A 19,008-nucleotide genomic window follows, 5' to 3' on the forward strand; every position below is an offset into this window, starting at 1 on the left:
GGAGTAGGCATCGCGTATGTCAGTAAAACTATTTGCTTTACCGCTACTGCTGGGTTTCGCCCTGCTCTCAGGTTGTGGCGCCAAAGATAGCCCACAGGCTGCACTAGACAACGCTGTACAGCAACTACAGGACAACCTTGAAGCGAAAAAAACCAGCGCGGTGCTGGACCAATTACACCCTGAATTCGCCGCCCAGCAGCAGTTTGATCACGACTGGGCCAAGCGCACCATGACTTTATTGTTTCTGCGTTACAAGAACGTCAAAGTCATGGCCCTGAGCAAAGACAGTCGAATCGATCCAACTTACAGCTCTAAAGGCTACACCGAAGCCCAAGTGGCCCTGACCGGAGCTGAAGGCTTGATCCCGGATAGCGCGCGTCATTACGCAGTCAAACTTGAATGGTGGCTTGAAGGCGATACCTGGAAGTTGGCACGACTGAACTGGCAATAACGCGCCCGATGTTGCGGCGGGCGCATTGTGCTTATTGTTTTGGCATCTCTGCAGGCGTGCGCCAGATCAAATCCTCGGTGTCATAACCGCGGTCATGCGCCACTTCAAGCAGCTTGTCGCGCTGCTCTTTGCTTAACTCAGTGCTGCGTGACAGGATCCACAGGTAGCTGTGGTTGGGGCTGCCAACCAGCGCATGCTGGTAGTCATCATCCAGATACAGAACCCAGTAATCACCCTTGGCCACGCCCGGTAAGAGATCGCTAAACCAGTTATCGAAGCTCACCCAGAGTTTATCTGTCTTGCCCTCAACCTGAGGCACCGCCTGGCCTACGGCCTCCTGCCATTTCCCTTCGGCATCGCGGCATTTGTTAATGACGCTGACACTGCCGTCAGCCTGCAGCGCGTAATGCGCCTCGGACTGCTTGCAGTTGCGCTGGAAGAACATCGGCAAACGCGCCTGCTCATACCAAGTGCCCTGGTAACGCTCCAGATCAACCTTGTCTACAGTCTTGGGCGGCACGGCTCCGGTGCCAGAATTGGCGCAGCCCGCCAGCATTGCAGCGGCGCATACCCCTAAAAGAATGCGTTTCATAGTTTCCTCAATTCAGGCCTTCACCTGAAAACATCACGACTTTGTCGCCGGCGTATTGAACGCTGATAAATTGCTTTCTATCGCCCCAGGTACAGCTCGACAACCCCATGGCGCCCGCGCAATCAGTTGGATCACCGAGCAATGCTTCAACCTCGGCTTTAGTCATTCCGGTTTTGAGTTTGGAATAGTTTTCCTGTGTGACTTTGCTGCATGCAGCCAGCACAACACAAAAACACAGCAACGCGAATTTACGCAGCGACATAACTAAAGCTCCCTATTTATTAGTTAATCAAGCTTGGCATAGTCCATCATCTGCCGCATAGGACGTCAGAAACCCGAGCCGGGTTCCTGCAAAAATAACTGTTCTTGTTCCGTCGAGGGACGACCTAGCACCTTATTGCGATGCGGGAAGCGTTGAAAGCGCGCGATAATTCGATGATGACGCTCAGCGTAATCAAGATAATCTGCAAACAGTGCTTGTTCAGCCTGAGGAGCCTGGTCAAGAAGCCCGGCGAAGGCAGCAACCGCCTGATCCTGCAGGCGCAGGTCTTCGGCGTGTTCCAGCACCAGATAGATAAACACCCGCTGGATAGGTGCTAATTGCAGGTCAGAGCCTTGCGCAATGCCTGCTTGAACATATTGCTGAGCAAGCGCATCACCGGAATACCCCCGTGGATCATCACGAAAGATCATTCGCGGCAATTGATCAAGCAACAGAATCAGTGCCAGCCAGCCCTCGGGCTGCCTTTGCCATTCAAGCAACTGACCCGCCAATGCCTGCTCAACCCAGTCACCGAAGCGCTCTCGCGCCTCGGCATCTTGGCTGTCACGCTTACCAAACCAAAGCTTGGAGCGCGCACCTGCAGCCTCAACGGCACTTGTCGATGGACCAAACCACCACTCAAGCAATTCTTGCCAAGGCTGATTCACGGCTTACTTCTTATGGTAAGAGGTAACGCGCTCAACTTCTTCTTTCGAACCCAGGTAGACCGCAACACGCTGGTGTAAAGAAGTCGGCTGAATATCCATGATGCGCTGTTCGCCGTTGGTTGAGACGCCGCCAGCCTGTTCAATAATGAACGACATCGGGTTAGCTTCGTACATCAAGCGCAACTTGCCTGGCTTCTCAGGTTCACGGCCATCGCGCGGGTACATGAACAAGCCACCACGGGTAAGAATACGATGCACATCAGCCACCATGGCTGCAATCCAACGCATGTTGTAATTCTTCTTCAGCGGGCCTTCTTCACCGGCCAGTAACTCGCTTACGTAACGCTTGACCGGCTCTTCCCAGTGGCGTTGGTTGGACATATTGATGGCAAATTCCTGAGTAGTTTCAGGCACCTTGATATTGTCATGGGTCAGAACAAAGCTGCCCAGTTCACGGTCCAGCGTGAAGCCTTTAACGCCGTTGCCCAGAGTCAGCATCAACATGGTCTGCGGGCCGTAGATCGCGTAACCGGCGGCAACTTGCTCAGTCCCCGGCTGAAGGAATGCATCTTCACCCAAATCGCCCTCGTCACCGTTACGCTCAGGACAACGCAGGACAGAGAAGATGGTTCCAACAGAGACGTTCACATCGATATTCGAGCTGCCATCGAGCGGGTCAAAAACCAGCAAGTACGCGCCCTTCGGATAACGCCCCGGAATTTGGTAAGCGTTGTCCATTTCTTCAGATGCCATGCCCGCCAAGTGGCCGCCCCACTCGTTGGCTTCAAGCAGAATCTCGTTGGAAATAACATCGAGCTTCTTTTGCACTTCACCTTGGACGTTCTCGGTTTCCATGCTGCCTAGCACACCGCCAAGCGCGCCCTTGGACACCTGATGGCTGATCGCCTTGCAGGCCCGTGCAACAACTTCAATCAGGAAGCGAAGATCAGCCGGGGTGTTGTGGCTGCGGGTTTGCTCGATCAGATAGCGACTCAGGGTAACGCGGGACATGTCAGGCTCCGAAGATAGGAAATCGCGCGCAGTTTAACCGGTTATGGGCGCCAGCGTCTTCTGCTGCCGCCCATCGGTACTTACCAGTCCCAAGCCAGCGACAGCGCAACACCTTGCTGCTTGTTGTCGTCACTCTTACTCAAGCTGTAAACCCCGCGCAGCGCAAGGTCGCTAGCCAGTTGCTGGCTAAAACCCAGGCTGGCACGGTCAAGGTTGTCATCCGGGGTGTATCCCTCAAGCTTGTAGTCAATGCCGGGCAGGCTGTTGAGAGAAACCCGCACATCAGTGCTGTCATCGTCGTATTCGGTTTCATGGGCAACTTCAGCAAACACCTGAGTCGCTTGAGTGATTGCCCAGCGGCCCTGCATACCGATACCTAGGCGTTTGGAGGTGCGATCCTGATCGCCGAAATTAAGGGCAGTGGAACTCGCACCGCTTTCGTCGTAGCCATCGACCTCTACTTTTGCATAGTCAGCGCTGACAAACGGACTCAGGTGCCAGTCGCTGCCAGGCTGCGCGATGTCGTAGCCAACCCGTCCGGAAAGTGCCCATAAGGTGCCATCAGTATCGCCTTTCTCCGAGCGTGTGACCCGACCGAGCTCGAGCTTGCGCTTGAGGTCATGGTAGTCAAGATAGCCAGCAGTCACGGACGCATCCGCCCACCAGCGATTGTGTTGATACTGGGCAAATGCGCTGCCCAGATAGCTGCGCATGTCGTAGTCGGAATCCGCACTGCCGACCTCGAGATTTTGCTCATAAAGCCCCATCACAACACCAAATCGCCAGCTGTCATCGACACGATAGCTGCCGCCTACGTTGAGGCTGTAACCGTCGCCGTCACCACTTGGCGAAGCGGCCTGGCTGTCAAAGTCCAGATGCTGGCCCGCGCCCGAAACAATGGCCCGCCACTGCCCCACCGGCTGCCAGGCTTCCCAGTCCGCAATGTACTGGTTACGCAACTGGTCCTGATGCGCGCGCAAGGTGCCGTGGGCCATTTCAGGCAACAGACTGGCTTCCCAAGGCGCCGCAAGCAGCGAGTAGGCGTAATCGGCGAAAATCTCTTGAACGGCGGTGGTCGGGTGCACGCTGTCGTTATAAATCAGCTTGCTTGGGTCTGGTGTTGCGCTATTGATGCCCCAGGTGGCGTTAACGTCGCCGCAATCGGCAAAGCAGCTGCCGGTCAGGTTCTGGCTGGAGTCAAAGCCATAAGCAGCAGCATTCTGCAGCACCTCGTTGAACAGTACCGGTACGTTAAGCGGGATGATTTGCGCATCGATTTGTGACAGCTGGCTGACCAACTCCGTGTTGAAATCCTTGCCAATCGCAGTAATCGTCGGCGCTAAAGCGGTGCCCGAAATAGCCGGTGTGGTGCCAACGTCTGGCAGCAGTGAAACCATGATATAGCGTGCACCTGCACCTTGTAGGGCGCGCACGCTGTCGGCCAGTTGGGTTGCCGCTGCTTGCGGGCCCGAGCTGAAGATGGTGCCTTGAAGGAAGTCGTTACCACCGCCATTGACGTAGAACAGCGCGTTGCGATCCAGGCTCAAGCCCCGATTTGCAAGATCGACCAGATAGCCATCGCGAGTACGTGTGCCTGCTACCGAGCCGCCAGCCTGGGTAATTGAGTCGTAAATTTGATCTGTACGGTAACCGCCTACAGCCCAGTTATTGCCGTCGGTTAAGCCTTGATCAGCATAAACCTGTGAAGTCGAAGGCGCTTGCGGACCCAGACCTAACTGCTCGCCCAACAACATAGGTGAAGTCGAACCGTAGATCTCACCGCTACCATTTTGATAGGTCGGACCAACCCGGTTGGTGAAGCGACGAGTCGCGCCAGCGGGGCCATCTGCATCAGCAAACTGCCCGGCGTCACTTAAACTGTCGCCGAATACAATTAAGCTGCTGAAGGGACCTGCACTGGTAAAGGTTGAATAGCTGGCGAGCATGCACGCCACGGCGAGCGGAGTTAGGGTGCGTTTCACTGGGCAATCCTTTATTTATTGTTATAGGCAGTACCAACAGCTCAAATTTAGCCAGTTTTTGCAGTGATTGCACTACTTGGTCTGACTGAATGCCCCTCGCCAGTCATTATGCAAACGTCATTCAGGGCAATGCGACCACTTGGTTGCGACCCGCGCGCTTGGCTTGGTAGAGGGCAGCGTCAGCGACATCGAGCAACTCATCCAGACTGGAACCCTGCATCGGCCAACATGCAATACCTGCCGACAAGGTCACCTGACGTAAACCACCACGGGTTTCCAAAGGCTGCGCCGCCAGCTGTTTACAGATGATATTCAAGCGCTTAGAAGCCTCTTCAAGGTCCGCCCCCGGCAACACGAGAAGAAACTCTTCACCACCGATACGAAACGCCGCATCCGAACTGCGCACGTTAAGCCGCAGATTATCAGCCAGCGCTTTAAGCACATCATCACCCTCAAGGTGGCCATGTTTGTCGTTGAGCAGTTTGAAGTGATCGAGATCTATCAAAGCCAGTGATAATGGTTTTTGCTCGCGCTGTACGCGCGCGATCTCCAGCGAAAAAAACTCTTCCAGATAGCGCCGGTTGTAGAGCCCGGTCAACGGGTCGCAAAGTGCTTGCTCACGTAGCTGTTCATGCAAATTTGAGATAGTAAGCAGGCGTTGCTCACTGACCGCCAAGGCTTCAGCCAACTGCAGCTCGCTCATATGACGCTGAGAGACATCACGCAGATAAAGCATTTGCCCCAAGAGCGCGACTTCATGGCGCGTGGTGCGCTCGACCGGGCGAATGTTGAGCTCGAAATAGCGATTCAAGGGCGGTAAAGACAGCAACTGATTGGGTTCGCATCCCTGCGCCTGATTAAGCAACTCAGATAATTTTGCCCCCACCACTGGCCAATCCTGCAAATAACGCCCCTGCCAGTCACGTTCAAGCCCTGAAAGCCTCAGCGCTGACGGGTTCGCCTCAACCACTCGTAACTGCGAATCGACCACCAAAACAGGGTCAAACAACGCCTCGAGTAATAAATTGCGTGCAACCGGCAATAGGTCAAACAGGCGCACTCCAACAATTAGCCAGGCAAAGGCCATCAGGGTGAACGCGAAACTGAATGGCGTCGGGTCAAAGCCAAAAAGCGACACCCCCAGAAATACGTGGCTGGCGTTTGTCGCCCAAGGCACCAAAGTGAGCAACAAAAAAGCCAGGTAGTGACGCCGATAAAGACCGCTACTACTGAGAACCGCACGGATGACAATGCCGGAGCAGAACGCCATGCAAAGATAACCGTAGGCTGTGGCCAGATAATAAACGCTGCCATGCACGTACTTGATTGGCGAACCGAACTCACTGCTGAACGGCGCGGTTTCCTCAATGTACATCAAGTGATGCCACGGATTAGTCAGCGCCAAGACCCAGCACAGCGCGGGCGCCAGAGTGAGCACCAACAGCAGCCGATTGCTCAGGCGTTGATGATTACTGTAAATGTACTGCCAGAGAAACACCGCCCAGAAAGTCGGCGTCATGAGAATTCCGGGCCAAGCCATACTCGCCCAAAACATCTTGCACTCAGCGCCTTGCGCAGCCATCTCAAGGCTTGCTGCAAACATCCACCAGAGGCTGGCCAAGTGCAGCCAGATAAAACTGCTCTGCCCTGGGAAGTAGCGCTGCTGCGAAACCCAGCGTGATAGCAGGATCACCCCGAAGCACACAACACTGGTGATCAACAACTGCACAGAAAAAGACCAGTCAGACTGGTTGCATGAGCTGAAAAGACTCAACGGTGTGCACTCCCAAGAGCCGGCCACGCACCGATAAACGTGCAATGAAAACAATTACGGCTAAAGACCGAGCATGGCCATGCCCCACAACCGCAGACGCGCAAAGGATCACCCTAAACCAGAAGAAAATGTGGGCTACTGCTAGCCGTAAAATACTGCCTATCGCCTAGTTCCAAATCGCGCTGCTAAACCGCTGAAACGCAATGCTGGGCGCAGTTTAGCAGCTAGATTAGACACCAACACTGCCAGCGCTGCTAAACTTGCAGGAGGCTATAATCAACCGGTCAGCAGATGTTGCTTCACAAAACGGCTGACATCGCTATTATCGCCCGCCGCAACTCCCTCCTACGCTTAGCAGACCGATGAAAAACAACCTGATTGCCGCCGCCGAAATCGACCGCCTGGATACCTGGGCCAAATACACCAGTGACATGTGCCACAGCTGCAACTCCAGTTGCTGCCAACTGCCCGTCGAAGTGCGCCTCAACGACCTGATTCGCATGGGTGTGGCCGATGAGTTCGAAAAAGGCGACCCGCCGCGAAATGTCGCTAAACGTTTGCAGAAAGAAGGCATTATTGAGCGCTTCAACCAGAAATCGGGCATCTTCACCCTGACACGCCTGTCGAATAATGACTGCATGTATCTGGATCGCAAATCGCGCCTGTGCACCATCTACGATGTACGCCCGGAAACCTGTCGCAACCACCCAAAAGTCGGCCCACGCCCCGGTTATTGCGCCTATATTCCCAAGCCAGCACGCTAAATCGTAGCTGACGCCTTTATTCCGGAAATAAAAAAGCCCCGCAAAATCTGCGGGGCTTTTATCTGGCAAACCCAGGCCTGGCAAACTCAGGATCGACCGGGCTAGTTGGTCGCCACATCATCCTTACTCAACTGGATTTTCTTTGGCTTGATCAAGCTGAAATCAATCAAGGATTTCGGTTTATAAGGGTCGCCAATAATTTGCGGACGGGCGATGAACTTGTTACTGACCAAGCTCTTGCTCCGATCAAGCTCACCAAAGCTCAGCCCAGCCAAATCAGCCCAGGTATGAATCAGGTTCGAGCTGCTGTAAGGCCGCTCAAGCATGCTGCTGAAATCAAAAGAGCTGTGCGCCTTCCACTTGTCCGAGGCCCAGACCATAAATGGAATGGTGTACATCGGCGAAGTTGGCTTGCCTTCGTTACGACCAATCACACCGCCTTTCGGGGTGTCGAACACGGCTTCGCCATGATCCGACAGGTACAACAGAAAACCATCCGGCTTGGTCGCTGAGAACTGCTTGATCAGGCTAGACACTACAAAATCGTTATACAGCACTGCGTTGTCATAGCTGTTGTAGGTCGCTATTTGGTCCTCGGTCACCCACTTGGGCGCCCCTTTGTTATCGGTGAACTTGTCGAAGTCTTCCGGGTAACGGTACTTGTAGCGCATGTGCGTACCCAGCAAGTGCACCACAATCAGCTTGCGCGGCGCTTTGTCAGCCAACACCTTGGCAAAGGGCTCAAGCACATCACCGTCGTACTGGCGAGCGTTCTGATTGAGGTTGTTGTTCAGGTAATACTGCTCATCCGTCTGTTCAGAGAAAGTCGTGAGCATGGTGTTGCGCTTGGTCATGGTCTGCTGATTGGTGATCCAGAAGGTCTTGTAACCGGCCTGTTTCATCATGTTGACCAGCGACGGCGTGGTCAGGTAACCGTCTGGATTTTTCTCATCGGCAAAGGTCAGAACCTGCTGCAGCGCCTCGATCGTGTAAGGGCGCGGCGTGACTACATTGTCGAACACCTGCAACTGATCGCGCAGCTTGTCCAATTCAGGCGTAGTTTCACGCGGGTAGCCATAAAGGCTCATGCGCTGGCGGTTGGTTGATTCACCAATGACCAACACCAAGGTTGTCGGCTTGTCAGCACGCACATCCTTCATGCCCTTAAGTGGCGCAAGCTTGGCGTTGCCCGCCAGAAGCTTTTCCATGCTGTCGAGTTGCTGGCGGTATTTACGAAAACCCACAACCAACTGCCAAGGCACTGCCGGCTCAATGCGCTCTTCAAACTTCTCGAAGGCCAGGCCCAGCGTTGCTCGCTTACTGATTTCTTTAGCCAACGGGTAGCCAATCAAGCTAAGCAGCAGCACAACACTGAGCACCCGCGCCTGAGTAACACCGAATTCCAGCGGTCGGATCTTGCGCCATAGCAGCCAGGCAATAAAGGTATAAGCGAGGTAGACCGGAATCATCCACCACACGAAGTAGTGGCCAAAATATTCCATGCTCTCAGCCACGTTCGACTCGAACATGATGAAAATAACGCTTTGAGAAAATTGCTGGCCGTAGATACAGAAGTAGCCCAGCCCCACTAAAGAGCACGCCCACAAGATCACGCCAACCACAGCGGCGATCGTTTTGGTTTGTTTAGGAAACAGCAAGACTGGGATCAGCCAAATTCCACTGACCAAAAACGCTTGGCGGAAGCTGACAAAACCGGTGGTGTCGGTCAGTTGGATCAATAACTGGGTAACACCGGAGAAATACCAGAAAAACAGGAACAGCCAACCGAGTCCGGCCCAATCCCAACGTTTTCCATCCTTGGCGGCTGCCGATACTTGCATGTCCAACTCCTACTCAATACCGATACACTCAGAAGCCCCGAACATGTGCACTTAAAACGGGGCGAGCGATTAAAGCCGGCCAAAATAGCAGAAACATTGTGAAAAGAATGTCGGTTGCAAGGTCCGAATTCCATGGTGCTTTTGCCAGCCAGCGGACACAAAAAAGCCCCTGACAGCCAAGCTGCCAGGGGCTTTTTAGGTGTAGCTAAAACTAATGCTTAGTTTTTGCTAGCACGCTTACGGTCAGTCTCAAGCAGGAACTTCTTACGCAGACGGATCGACTTAGGCGTGATTTCAGCCAGCTCGTCGTCTTCGATGAATTCCAGAGCTTGTTCCAGGGTGTAACGGATTGGCGGAACCAGAGCGATGGTTTCGTCTTTACCGGAAGCACGCATGTTATCGAGCTTCTTACCCTTGGTTGGGTTAACAACCAGATCGTTGTCACGGCTGTTGATACCAACCAGCATGCCTTCGTATACGTCGTCGCCGTGGCCGAGGAACAACTTACCGCGAGCCTGCAGCGTTTCCAGCGAGTAAGTCAGAGCCTTACCAGTGGCGCTGGAAACCAGAACGCCCTGAATACGACCGCCCATATCGCCCGACTTCATCGGACCATAGTGGCTGAAGATGCTGGTCAGGATGCCCGAACCCGAAGTCAGGGTCAGGAACTGGTTACGGAAGCCGATCAGGCCACGCGCAGGAATGGTGTACTCAAGACGTACACGGCCCTTGCCGTCTGGAACCATGTTGGTCAGGTCACCTTTACGGTTACCCATCTGCTCCATCATCGGACCCTGATGCTGCTCTTCCAGGTCGATGGTGACGTTTTCGAATGGTTCGTGCTTAACGCCGTCAACCATACGAATGATAACTTCAGGACGGCCTACAGCCAGTTCGAAGCCTTCGCGACGCATGGTTTCGATCAGTACCGAGAGGTGCAACTCACCACGGCCGGAAACCTTGAACTTGTCAGCGCTGTCGCCTTCTTCAACGCGCAGGGCAACGTTGTACAGCAACTCTTTGTCGAGACGCTCTTTGATATTACGGCTGGTGACGAACTTGCCTTCCTTACCGCAGAACGGCGAGTCGTTAACCTGGAAGGTCATGCTCACGGTTGGCTCGTCAACGGTCAACGGCTCAAGCGCTTCAACATTCAGCGGATCACACAGGGTGTCGGAAATGAACAGCTCGTCCATGCCGCTTACGCAAACGATGTCACCGGCTTGCGCTTCGTTAACTTCAACGCGCTGCAGGCCCGAGTGACCCATGATCTTGAGGATACGGCCGTTACGCTTCTTGCCGTCAGTGCCAATAGCGGTCACTGGGGTGTTGGTCTTGACCTTACCGCGAGCGATACGGCCGATACCGATAACACCGAGGAAGCTGTTGTAGTCCAGCTGCGAGATTTGCATCTGGAACGGGCCATCAACGTCTACGGCTGGAGCCGGGACGTGGTCGATGATCGCCTGGAACAGTGGGTCCATGGTTTCTTCGAGCTTATCGTGCTCAAGACCTGCAATCCCGTTCAGGGCGCTGCAATAAACGATTGGGAAATCGAGTTGCTCTTCGGTTGCACCCAAGTTATCGAACAGGTCGAAAATCTGGTCAACAACCCAGTCAGGACGTGCGCCCGGACGGTCGATCTTGTTGATTACAACGATAGGACGCAGGCCAGCCTTGAACGCTTTCTGAGTTACGAAGCGAGTCTGTGGCATTGGGCCGTCTTGGGCGTCAACCACCAGCAGCACGGAGTCAACCATGCTCATTACGCGCTCAACTTCACCACCGAAGTCGGCGTGGCCCGGGGTGTCTACGATGTTGATGTCGTAGTCGTGCCATTTCAGAGCGGTGTTTTTAGCCAGAATGGTAATGCCACGCTCTTTTTCCTGGTCGTTGCTGTCCATCACGCGCTCGTTTTCAAGCTCTTTACGGTCAAGCGTGCCGGACTGGCGCAGGAGTTTGTCTACCAGGGTGGTTTTACCATGGTCAACGTGGGCGATGATTGCGATGTTGCGTAGATTATCGATCACTTGTGTATCTCGATCAGAGGATTCGGTTTGCCGCATAGTGTAGACGGCGAGTATTAAGGTTGTGCTAGACGACGTAAAAACGCATTGAGCGGGTCGCGGCTCAGAAGCTTTTACGCCGCCTGTATGTCGGGAGGGCGATGGCGGATGCTGCCGCCATTCAACCCGGGCGTCTTATGTCGGACGATAAACGCGCACATTCGCATGCCCCTCATTTAACAGGTGGTGAGCATGCAAGCGACTCATGACACCCTTGTCGCAATACAACAAATACTGGCGACTAGGGTCCAACTCTTTAAAGCGACTGTTGAGTGCGTAGAACGGCAAAGTCTGCACTTCAGTGCCGGGCAGCTGCAGTGGCTCGTCCTCGGCGCTGTCCGGATGACGGATATCAATGATGACATGACCGGCAAGGGCTTCGCTGACTTCCTCAACATGAATATCTTTGCCCAGCTCGTCGATAACCTTATCAATCGGCAACTGGGTTGCGCTCTGTACTGCACGCTCAAGCACCGCCATGTCGAACTGCTTTTCTTCGTAAGCAATGCGGTCGGGCTTGGCCTTGGTGGTCGGGTTCACCGAAATCACACCGCAGTATTCAGGCATGTGCTTGGCAAAATCGGCAGTGCCGATCTGCGTCGCGGTATTGATAATGTCTTGCTTGTGGCTGGCCAATAGCGGACGCAGCACCAGCTTTTCGGTGGCGGCGTCGATCACCGACAGGTTGGGCAGAGTCTGGCTCGACACCTGTGAAATAGCTTCGCCTGTCACCAGAGCGTCGATCTGCAGACGATCGCTGATCTGCGTAGCGGCGCGCAACATCATGCGCTTCAACACCACGCCCATCTGGCTGTTATCGACCTTGCCGAGGATTTCGCCGAGCACTTCTTCAAACGGCACGCTAATAAACAGTACGCGCTGCGAGCTGCCGAATTTCTTCCACAGATAATGCGCAACTTCCATCACACCCAGTTCGTGGGCGCGGCCGCCGAGATTGAAGAAGCAAAAGTGAGTCACCAGACCGCGACGCATCATTTGATAAGCAGCGACGGTTGAATCAAAGCCACCCGACATCAATACCAGCGTCTGCTCCAGCGAACCCAGCGGATAACCACCCAGGCCTTCATGCTGGTTATGGATGACGAACAGGCGCTGATCACGGATTTCCATGCGCACGACAACATCAGGATTTTTCAGCGAGATGCCGGCAGCGCCACACTGCTGACGTAACTGACTGCCTACATAACGCTCAACATCCATCGAACTGAAGGGGTGCTTGCCAGCACGCTTGCAGCGCACAGAGAAAATCTTGCCCGGCAATTGATCGGCGAAATGCAGCTTGCACTTTTCCAGTACATCGTCGAAATCACCCAGCGGGTATTCGTTGACTTCAAGGAAATGAGTAATGCCCGGCGTGCAGCTCAGGCGGTCAGTCAGCTCGCCGAGAAGCTTGGCATCGGTTAGGGTTGTCTCCACTTCCAGATTATCCCAGACACCGCTAACCGAGAGCTGCGGATCGAGATCGCGCAACACCGAGCGGATGTTCTTGGCCAATTGCCGGATGAAGTTCTTGCGAACAGGCCGACTCTTGATGGTGATTTCTGGGAAAACTTTTACGATCAGTTTCATGGAAGCAACGCGCGCCAAGCTCGCGAAAAAACAGGGGCGCGGATTATAGCGGAAATTGTGCAAGGTTTGATCAAAAACCTTACCTAAACATTTTAGCGCACTAAAATGGTGCGCCATTACTTCGCGCGGCACTTACTTGGTGCGCCGGTCGATTTATAAATTGCGATCAACCCCCGCCGCTCCTGCGTTTGCGGGTTTTAGCCCATCACAGTGCACTGGCATGCAAATTGCTCCCTTGTGAGGCAGGTAGTACTGGCGGAGTATCCGCCGAGCTTTTCCGAATTTTGTGGGCTCAACAGATTGAGCCTTATCCGCCTGGAGGACAGCATGTCGAAGTCGATTCAACTTATTAAAGAACACGACGTGAAGTGGGTTGACCTGCGCTTCACTGATACCAAGGGTAAGCAGCACCACGTAACCATGCCAGCCCGCGACGCACTGGACGAAGACTTCTTCGAACACGGCAAGATGTTCGACGGCTCCTCTATTCATGGCTGGAAAGGCATTGAAGCTTCCGACATGATTCTGATGCCGGTTGACGAAACAGCTGTACTGGATCCATTCACCGAAGAGCCAACCCTGATTCTGGTTTGCGACATCGTTGAGCCAAGCACCATGCAAGGCTACGACCGCGACCCACGCTCCATCGCCAAGCGCGCTGAAGAGTTCCTCAAGTCGACCGGTATCGGTGACACTGTATTCGTAGGCCCAGAGCCTGAGTTCTTCATCTTCGACGAAGTGAAGTTCAAGTCGGACATCTCCGGCTCGATGTTCAAAATCTACTCCGAGCAAGGTTCCTGGAACACTGACGGCGACATCGAAGGCGGCAACAAAGGCCACCGTCCAGCCGTCAAAGGTGGCTACTTCCCAGTTCCGCCATGTGACCACGACCACGAAATCCGTACTGCCATGTGCAATGCCATGGAAGATATGGGCCTGGTCATCGAAGTTCACCACCACGAAGTGGCGACTGCTGGTCAGAACGAAATCGGCGTCAAATTCAACACCCTGGTAGCTAAGGCTGACGAAGTTCAGACCCTGAAGTACTGCGTGCACAACGTTGCTGACGCCTACGGCAAAACCGCTACCTTTATGCCTAAGCCACTGTACGGCGATAACGGCTCAGGTATGCACGTTCACATGTCGATCTCCAAAGACGGCAAGAACACCTTCTCCGGTGAAGGCTATGCCGGCCTGTCTGACATCGCTCTGTACTTCATCGGCGGTATCATCAAACACGGTAAGGCACTAAACGGCTTCACCAACCCTTCGACCAACTCCTACAAGCGTTTGGTCCCTGGCTTCGAAGCTCCAGTAATGCTGGCTTACTCAGCTCGCAACCGTTCTGCTTCGATCCGTATTCCTTATGTTGCCAGCCCTAAAGCTCGCCGTATCGAAGCGCGCTTCCCGGATCCAGCTGCCAACCCATACCTGGCCTTCGCAGCATTGCTGATGGCCGGTATCGACGGTATCCAGAACAAGATCCACCCTGGCGATGCAGCTGACAAAAACCTGTATGACCTGCCACCAGAAGAAGGCAAGTTGATCCCACAGGTTTGCGGCAGCCTGAAAGAAGCCCTGGAAGAGCTCGACAAAGGTCGTGCGTTCCTGACCAAAGGCGGCGTGTTCAGCGACGACTTCATCGATGCTTACCTTGAGCTCAAGCACGAAGAAGAAATCAAAGTCCGCACCTTCGTACACCCACTGGAATACGATCTGTACTACAGCGTCTAATCCAGCCGGTATGACAAAAGGCCACCCTTGGGTGGCCTTTTGTTTTTATAACTGCAACCCGGATCAACCACGCGCAGATTGTCCGTCAGTTCCTTCTACCCCTTGTTTTATGCGCCCGCACACACTGCAACATGCCGACACTTGCCAGCAGCGCTGAGCAGTGCAATCTTTATTAGCAAACTCATTTGAGATATTGGCCATGCGCACCCTAATTGCCTGCCTTTTACTCGCCGCCGCCCTGCCGGCCAGCGCGCAAATCTATAAATACACAGACGCCAACGGCAATACGGTTTTCACCAATGAGCCACCTGATGGCGCCAAGACAGAAGTCATCGAACTGCCCAAAACCAACACGGTAGAAATGCAAACACCGCAGGCGCCAATCAGCAATGACAGCACAGAAGCCTCGACCCAGGCTCAGTCGTCTTATCAAGTGCTTGAACTGACAGGCATACCTGATGAAGCAGCGCTGCGCGCAAACAACGGCACATTCAGCGTCGGCGTTAATATTCAGCCCCGCCTGTCACCAGCCCATCGCTTGCAACTCGTTCTCGACGGCCAACCTTATGGCGAACCGTCTAACGTACCGCGCTTACAACTGAACAATATTGATCGCGGTGAACACTCGTTGGCGGTACAGGTCATCAGCACGACCGGCACCGTACAACAAAGCGAGTCCAGCACATTCACCGTGCAACGGGTCAACACCAACAATAGCCCGGCATTCGTTCCTAAACCCAAACCTAAGCCAGCCCCTTGATGCGCGCACTTTTAACCTGTTTATTGCTGCTCAGTAGCCTGTCCGCCTCGGCGCAGGTCTACACCTATATAGATGCAGAAGGAAATCGGGTATTTACCGACCAACCCAGGGGCGGTAATGCAAAACCGGTGCAGATAGCACCGACCAACCGCATAACCCCGACCATCAAGCTCAAGCCAGAAGTTGTAGAAAACCAACCCGTGGTGCTGTCCTATCAGATGCTGCGCATTCTGGTGCCGCAACCGGACGCAACGATTCGCGACAACGCAGGCAACCTGATTGTCAGCGCCACCAGCGAGCCGGAACTGCTGCCCGGCCATCGCTTTCGTTTGATACTTGATGGCGATGTGATCGGCGAGACCGGCCGCAGCCCGGTTTTCCCACTTGAGAATATTGATCGCGGCACGCACCAGTTGGCTGTTGAAATCATTGATGAGCAGGAGCGCATCATTGAGCGGACACCAAGCCAGCCGTTCCATTTGCTGCGCACCTCGCTCGCGCAAAAGCGCCAGGTTAATCCCTGCAAAATAAAAGACTATGGTGTGCGCCCAGAATGCCCATTAAAGGATAAACCTGAAGAAGAAAGCGACATTCCCTTCGTTCCTTTTATGTAGCCCAACACGCATGCGCACCATTTGAGTGCGCATGCAGGCGGCGACTTCTATACTCTCCCTGTTTTGGGTCGCCCTGCGCACGGCGATCTACACCTATTTGTGGGCGTTGTCGCTATTTATGCGGGTTAAACGCTACTTTTCAGGGCTTTGGTTTGCTTCTTGCATTTTCATAACCACTGCCGGAAGCCGATGCCTATGATCATTAACGACGCACTGCACCGCCTGCTACTCGATAACCTGACAACAGCTACATTATTGCTCGACGCCGAACTGCGTCTTGAGTACATGAACCCGGCTGCCGAAATGCTCTTGGCCGTAAGTGGCCAACGCAGCCACGGCCAATTTATCAGTGAGCTATTCACTGAGTCCGCCGAAGCACTAAGCTCATTGCGCCAAGCAGTCGATGAAGCCCATCCATTCAATAAACGTGAAGCGGTGCTGACCTCGGTGAGCGGGCAAACTCTCACCGTAGACTATGCAGTTACGCCAGTGATTAGTCGCGGCAAAACCTTGCTTCTGCTCGAAGTCTTCCCGCGCGATCGCATGCTGCGCATCACCAAAGAAGAAGCACAGCTTTCAAAACAAGAAACCACCAAGCTATTAGTGCGCGGCCTGGCTCATGAGATTAAAAATCCGTTAGGTGGCATCCGCGGCGCGGCGCAACTGCTAGCCCGCGAACTCCCAGAGGAAAACCTCAAGGACTACACCAACGTAATCATTGAAGAGGCCGACCGCTTGCGCAACTTGGTTGACCGCATGCTTGGCTCAAACAAGCTGCCGTCGCTATCGATGACCAACGTGCATGAAGTGCTCGAGCGCGTCAGCAGCCTGGTTGAGGCCGAAAGCCAAGGCTGCATCACCTTGGTGCGTGACTACGATCCGAGCATCCCGGATGTACTTATCGACCGCGAACAAATGATCCAGGCCATGCTCAATATCGTGCGCAACGCCATGCAGGCGCTGAGCCCATTGAGTGACATGCGTTTGGGTCGCATTACCCTGCGCACTCGGGCTTTGCGCCAGTTCACCATTGGTCATGTTCGCCATCGCCTGGTGACCAAGATTGAAATTATCGACAACGGCCCCGGCATCCCTCCAGAACTGCAAGAAACCATTTTCTTCCCAATGGTCAGTGGCCGTGCCGACGGCACCGGACTTGGCCTTGCAATCACGCAGAATATTATTAGTCAGCATCAGGGGCTGATCGAATGCGAAAGCCATCCGGGCCACACCGTATTCACCATCTTTCTGCCGCTGGAACAAGGAGCAACTCAGCCATGAGCCGTAGTGAAACCGTCTGGATTGTCGACGATGACCGTTCTATCCGCTGGGTGCTTGAAAAAGCCTTGCAACAAGAAGGGATGATCACTCAAACCTTCGATAACGCTGATGGTTTGCTGACCCGGCTGACGCGCCAACAGCCTGATGTGATTATTTCCGATATTCGCATGCCGGGCGTTAGCGGTCTCGACCTGCTTGCCCGCATTCAAGACCTGCATCCGCGCCTTCCGGTCATTATCATGACGGCACACTCGGATCTCGACAGTGCAGTAGCCTCTTATCAAGGTGGCGCATTCGAATATTTGCCCAAGCCGTTTGACGTCGACGAGGCCATTTCACTGGTCAAGCGTGCCAACCAGCATGCGCAAGAACAGCAAAACCTCAGGGTTCCAGTTGCTGAAACACAAACACCAGAAATCATCGGTGAAGCGCCAGCGATGCAGGAGGTGTTTCGCGCCATCGGTCGCCTGTCGCACTCCAATATCACGGTTCTGATCAACGGTGAGTCAGGTACGGGTAAGGAACTGGTTGCCCACGCCCTGCATCGCCACAGCCCTCGCGCCGCGTCTCCCTTTATTGCGCTGAACATGGCGGCAATTCCTAAAGACCTGATGGAGTCCGAACTCTTCGGTCATGAAAAAGGCGCGTTCACCGGAGCAGCCAATCAGCGTCGCGGTCGCTTCGAGCAAGCAGATGGCGGCACTCTGTTTCTCGATGAAATCGGCGACATGCCCGCCGACACCCAGACTCGTCTGCTCCGGGTACTAGCTGATGGCGAGTTCTACCGCGTGGGTGGCCACACTCCAGTCAAGGTTGATGTGCGGATTATTGCCGCCACTCACCAGAATCTTGAAAGTCTGGTGCACGCAGGCAAATTCCGTGAAGACCTGTTCCATCGCCTCAACGTTATTCGCATCCACATTCCGCGCTTGTCAGACCGCCGTGAAGACATTCCAACCTTGGCCCGGCACTTCCTCAGCCGCGCCGCACTTGAGCTGTCGGTCGAACCCAAGCTACTGAAAAGTGAAACCGAAGATTACCTGCAACAATTGCAGTGGCCGGGCAATGTGCGTCAGCTGGAAAACACCTGCCGTTGGATCACCGTCATGGCCTCTGGCCGTGAAGTGCATATCGATGACTTGCCACCTGAGCTGCTTTCGCAACCACAAGACAGCACGCCGGTCAGCAACTGGGAACAGGCGCTGCGCCAATGGGCCGACCAGTCACTGGCCCGCGGCCAGTCAAACCTGCTCGACAGTGCTGTACCCGCATTTGAGCGGATCATGATTGAAACAGCCCTCAAGCACACCGCCGGTCGGCGCCGTGATGCCTCGATCCTGCTTGGCTGGGGCCGCAACACCCTCACCCGCAAGATCAAAGAGTTGGGCATGAACATCGATGGCGGCGATGACGACGACGGCGACGGCGATGACAACTGAGTTTGCTGTAAGCGTATAAGCAACATGAAAAACGGGCCTTGAATCAAGGCCCGTTTTTTTATGCACAGGACATAGACATAAGCACGCTTATTGAGAGTGCCAGCGTTTGAACTAAGCTGGATAGGTTTGGTGCGGACCGCCACTGGCGGCTGCGTGCACTTGACCTACTCGCAGGAGAA

16 protein-coding genes are annotated in these 19,008 nt (G+C 54.3%); 7 read left to right on the forward strand and 9 right to left on the reverse strand.

Annotated features, from left to right (window positions below):
* Positions 1–16 precede the first annotated feature (16 nt).
* Positions 17–451 (forward strand): hypothetical protein, encoded by a 435-nt coding sequence (locus tag ACN0UH_RS09665; protein ID WP_417661860.1) that lies wholly within the window; start codon positions 17–19, stop codon positions 449–451.
* Between the two features lie 31 nt (positions 452–482).
* Here ACN0UH_RS09665 and ACN0UH_RS09670 read toward each other — a convergent pair whose 3' ends face one another.
* The 6 genes from ACN0UH_RS09670 to ACN0UH_RS09695 all read right to left on the reverse strand — a co-directional run bounded on the left by ACN0UH_RS09670 (position 483) and on the right by ACN0UH_RS09695 (position 6,695).
* Positions 483–1,043: a lipocalin family protein gene (locus tag ACN0UH_RS09670; RefSeq protein ID WP_417661861.1), complete on the reverse strand. Its 561-nt coding sequence runs from the start codon at positions 1,041–1,043 to the stop codon at positions 483–485.
* A gap of 7 nt (positions 1,044–1,050) precedes the next feature.
* Complete coding sequence (bamE, locus tag ACN0UH_RS09675; protein ID WP_417661862.1) at positions 1,051–1,305, reverse strand: outer membrane protein assembly factor BamE domain-containing protein; 255 nt, start codon at positions 1,303–1,305, stop codon at positions 1,051–1,053.
* A 65-nt stretch (positions 1,306–1,370) separates the two neighbouring features.
* A complete protein-coding gene (locus ACN0UH_RS09680; RefSeq protein ID WP_417661863.1) occupies positions 1,371–1,973 on the reverse strand; it encodes a DUF924 family protein in 603 nt (200 codons plus the stop codon).
* Positions 1,974–1,976: 3 nt separating this feature from the next.
* The gene (locus tag ACN0UH_RS09685) at positions 1,977–2,984 is read right to left on the reverse strand and encodes a class 1 fructose-bisphosphatase (protein ID WP_417661864.1); all 1,008 of its coding nucleotides are present in this window, start codon (positions 2,982–2,984) and stop codon (positions 1,977–1,979) included.
* A gap of 80 nt (positions 2,985–3,064) precedes the next feature.
* On the reverse strand, positions 3,065–4,966 hold the full coding sequence (gene estP / locus ACN0UH_RS09690; RefSeq protein WP_417661865.1) for an esterase EstP: 1,902 nt from the start codon (positions 4,964–4,966) through the stop codon (positions 3,065–3,067).
* A gap of 121 nt (positions 4,967–5,087) precedes the next feature.
* Positions 5,088–6,695 (reverse strand): histidine kinase N-terminal 7TM domain-containing protein, encoded by a 1,608-nt coding sequence (locus tag ACN0UH_RS09695; RefSeq protein WP_417661866.1) that lies wholly within the window; start codon positions 6,693–6,695, stop codon positions 5,088–5,090.
* A gap of 407 nt (positions 6,696–7,102) precedes the next feature.
* Here ACN0UH_RS09695 and ACN0UH_RS09700 point away from each other — a divergent pair, with 407 nt between their 5' ends.
* The gene (locus tag ACN0UH_RS09700) at positions 7,103–7,504 is read left to right on the forward strand and encodes a YkgJ family cysteine cluster protein (protein ID WP_339516010.1); all 402 of its coding nucleotides are present in this window, start codon (positions 7,103–7,105) and stop codon (positions 7,502–7,504) included.
* Positions 7,505–7,605: 101 nt separating this feature from the next.
* Here the strand turns inward: ACN0UH_RS09700 and cptA are convergent, their stop codons facing one another.
* The 3 genes from cptA to thiI all read right to left on the reverse strand — a co-directional run bounded on the left by cptA (position 7,606) and on the right by thiI (position 13,001).
* Entirely contained in the window at positions 7,606–9,345 is a 1,740-nt protein-coding gene (cptA, locus tag ACN0UH_RS09705) for a phosphoethanolamine transferase CptA (protein WP_417661867.1), read from the reverse strand.
* A gap of 218 nt (positions 9,346–9,563) precedes the next feature.
* Positions 9,564–11,375: a translational GTPase TypA gene (gene typA, locus ACN0UH_RS09710; protein ID WP_339516012.1), complete on the reverse strand. Its 1,812-nt coding sequence runs from the start codon at positions 11,373–11,375 to the stop codon at positions 9,564–9,566.
* A 171-nt stretch (positions 11,376–11,546) separates the two neighbouring features.
* Positions 11,547–13,001: a tRNA uracil 4-sulfurtransferase ThiI gene (gene thiI, locus ACN0UH_RS09715; RefSeq protein WP_417661868.1), complete on the reverse strand. Its 1,455-nt coding sequence runs from the start codon at positions 12,999–13,001 to the stop codon at positions 11,547–11,549.
* 327 nt (positions 13,002–13,328) lie between these two features.
* Here thiI and glnA point away from each other — a divergent pair, with 327 nt between their 5' ends.
* The 5 genes from glnA (at position 13,329) to ntrC (ending at position 18,829) form a co-directional block, all read left to right on the forward strand.
* Positions 13,329–14,735 (forward strand): glutamate--ammonia ligase, encoded by a 1,407-nt coding sequence (gene glnA, locus ACN0UH_RS09720; protein ID WP_087518528.1) that lies wholly within the window; start codon positions 13,329–13,331, stop codon positions 14,733–14,735.
* A 199-nt stretch (positions 14,736–14,934) separates the two neighbouring features.
* On the forward strand, positions 14,935–15,495 hold the full coding sequence (locus tag ACN0UH_RS09725; RefSeq protein ID WP_417661869.1) for a DUF4124 domain-containing protein: 561 nt from the start codon (positions 14,935–14,937) through the stop codon (positions 15,493–15,495).
* Positions 15,495–16,109, forward strand: a complete 615-nt coding sequence (locus tag ACN0UH_RS09730; RefSeq protein ID WP_417661870.1) for a DUF4124 domain-containing protein — start codon at positions 15,495–15,497, stop codon at positions 16,107–16,109. Before ACN0UH_RS09725 ends, ACN0UH_RS09730 begins: the two co-directional genes overlap by 1 nt.
* A gap of 195 nt (positions 16,110–16,304) precedes the next feature.
* Positions 16,305–17,390, forward strand: a complete 1,086-nt coding sequence (glnL, locus tag ACN0UH_RS09735; RefSeq protein ID WP_417661871.1) for a nitrogen regulation protein NR(II) — start codon at positions 16,305–16,307, stop codon at positions 17,388–17,390.
* The gene (ntrC, locus tag ACN0UH_RS09740; protein ID WP_417661872.1) at positions 17,387–18,829 is read left to right on the forward strand and encodes a nitrogen regulation protein NR(I); all 1,443 of its coding nucleotides are present in this window, start codon (positions 17,387–17,389) and stop codon (positions 18,827–18,829) included. The genes glnL and ntrC overlap by 4 nt, the downstream gene beginning before the upstream one ends.
* The last annotated feature ends 179 nt before the right edge of the window (positions 18,830–19,008 follow it).

The organism is Pseudomonas sp. (assembly GCF_048265905.1).
Lineage (GTDB): Bacteria > Pseudomonadota > Gammaproteobacteria > Pseudomonadales > Pseudomonadaceae > Aquipseudomonas.

Coding starts and splice junctions, on each gene's coding strand:
- glnA (WP_087518528.1), top strand. CDS start 13,329: ATGTCGAAGTCGATTCAACTTATTAAAGAACACGACGTGAAGTGGGTT.
- thiI (WP_417661868.1), bottom strand. CDS start 13,001: ATGAAACTGATCGTAAAAGTTTTCCCAGAAATCACCATCAAGAGTCGG.
- cptA (WP_417661867.1), bottom strand. CDS start 9,345: ATGCAAGTATCGGCAGCCGCCAAGGATGGAAAACGTTGGGATTGGGCC.
- bamE (WP_417661862.1), bottom strand. CDS start 1,305: ATGTCGCTGCGTAAATTCGCGTTGCTGTGTTTTTGTGTTGTGCTGGCT.
- ntrC (WP_417661872.1), top strand. CDS start 17,387: ATGAGCCGTAGTGAAACCGTCTGGATTGTCGACGATGACCGTTCTATC.
- glnL (WP_417661871.1), top strand. CDS start 16,305: ATGATCATTAACGACGCACTGCACCGCCTGCTACTCGATAACCTGACA.
- ACN0UH_RS09665 (WP_417661860.1), top strand. CDS start 17: ATGTCAGTAAAACTATTTGCTTTACCGCTACTGCTGGGTTTCGCCCTG.
- ACN0UH_RS09730 (WP_417661870.1), top strand. CDS start 15,495: ATGCGCGCACTTTTAACCTGTTTATTGCTGCTCAGTAGCCTGTCCGCC.
- ACN0UH_RS09685 (WP_417661864.1), bottom strand. CDS start 2,984: ATGTCCCGCGTTACCCTGAGTCGCTATCTGATCGAGCAAACCCGCAGC.
- ACN0UH_RS09670 (WP_417661861.1), bottom strand. CDS start 1,043: ATGAAACGCATTCTTTTAGGGGTATGCGCCGCTGCAATGCTGGCGGGC.
- ACN0UH_RS09700 (WP_339516010.1), top strand. CDS start 7,103: ATGAAAAACAACCTGATTGCCGCCGCCGAAATCGACCGCCTGGATACC.
- ACN0UH_RS09725 (WP_417661869.1), top strand. CDS start 14,935: ATGCGCACCCTAATTGCCTGCCTTTTACTCGCCGCCGCCCTGCCGGCC.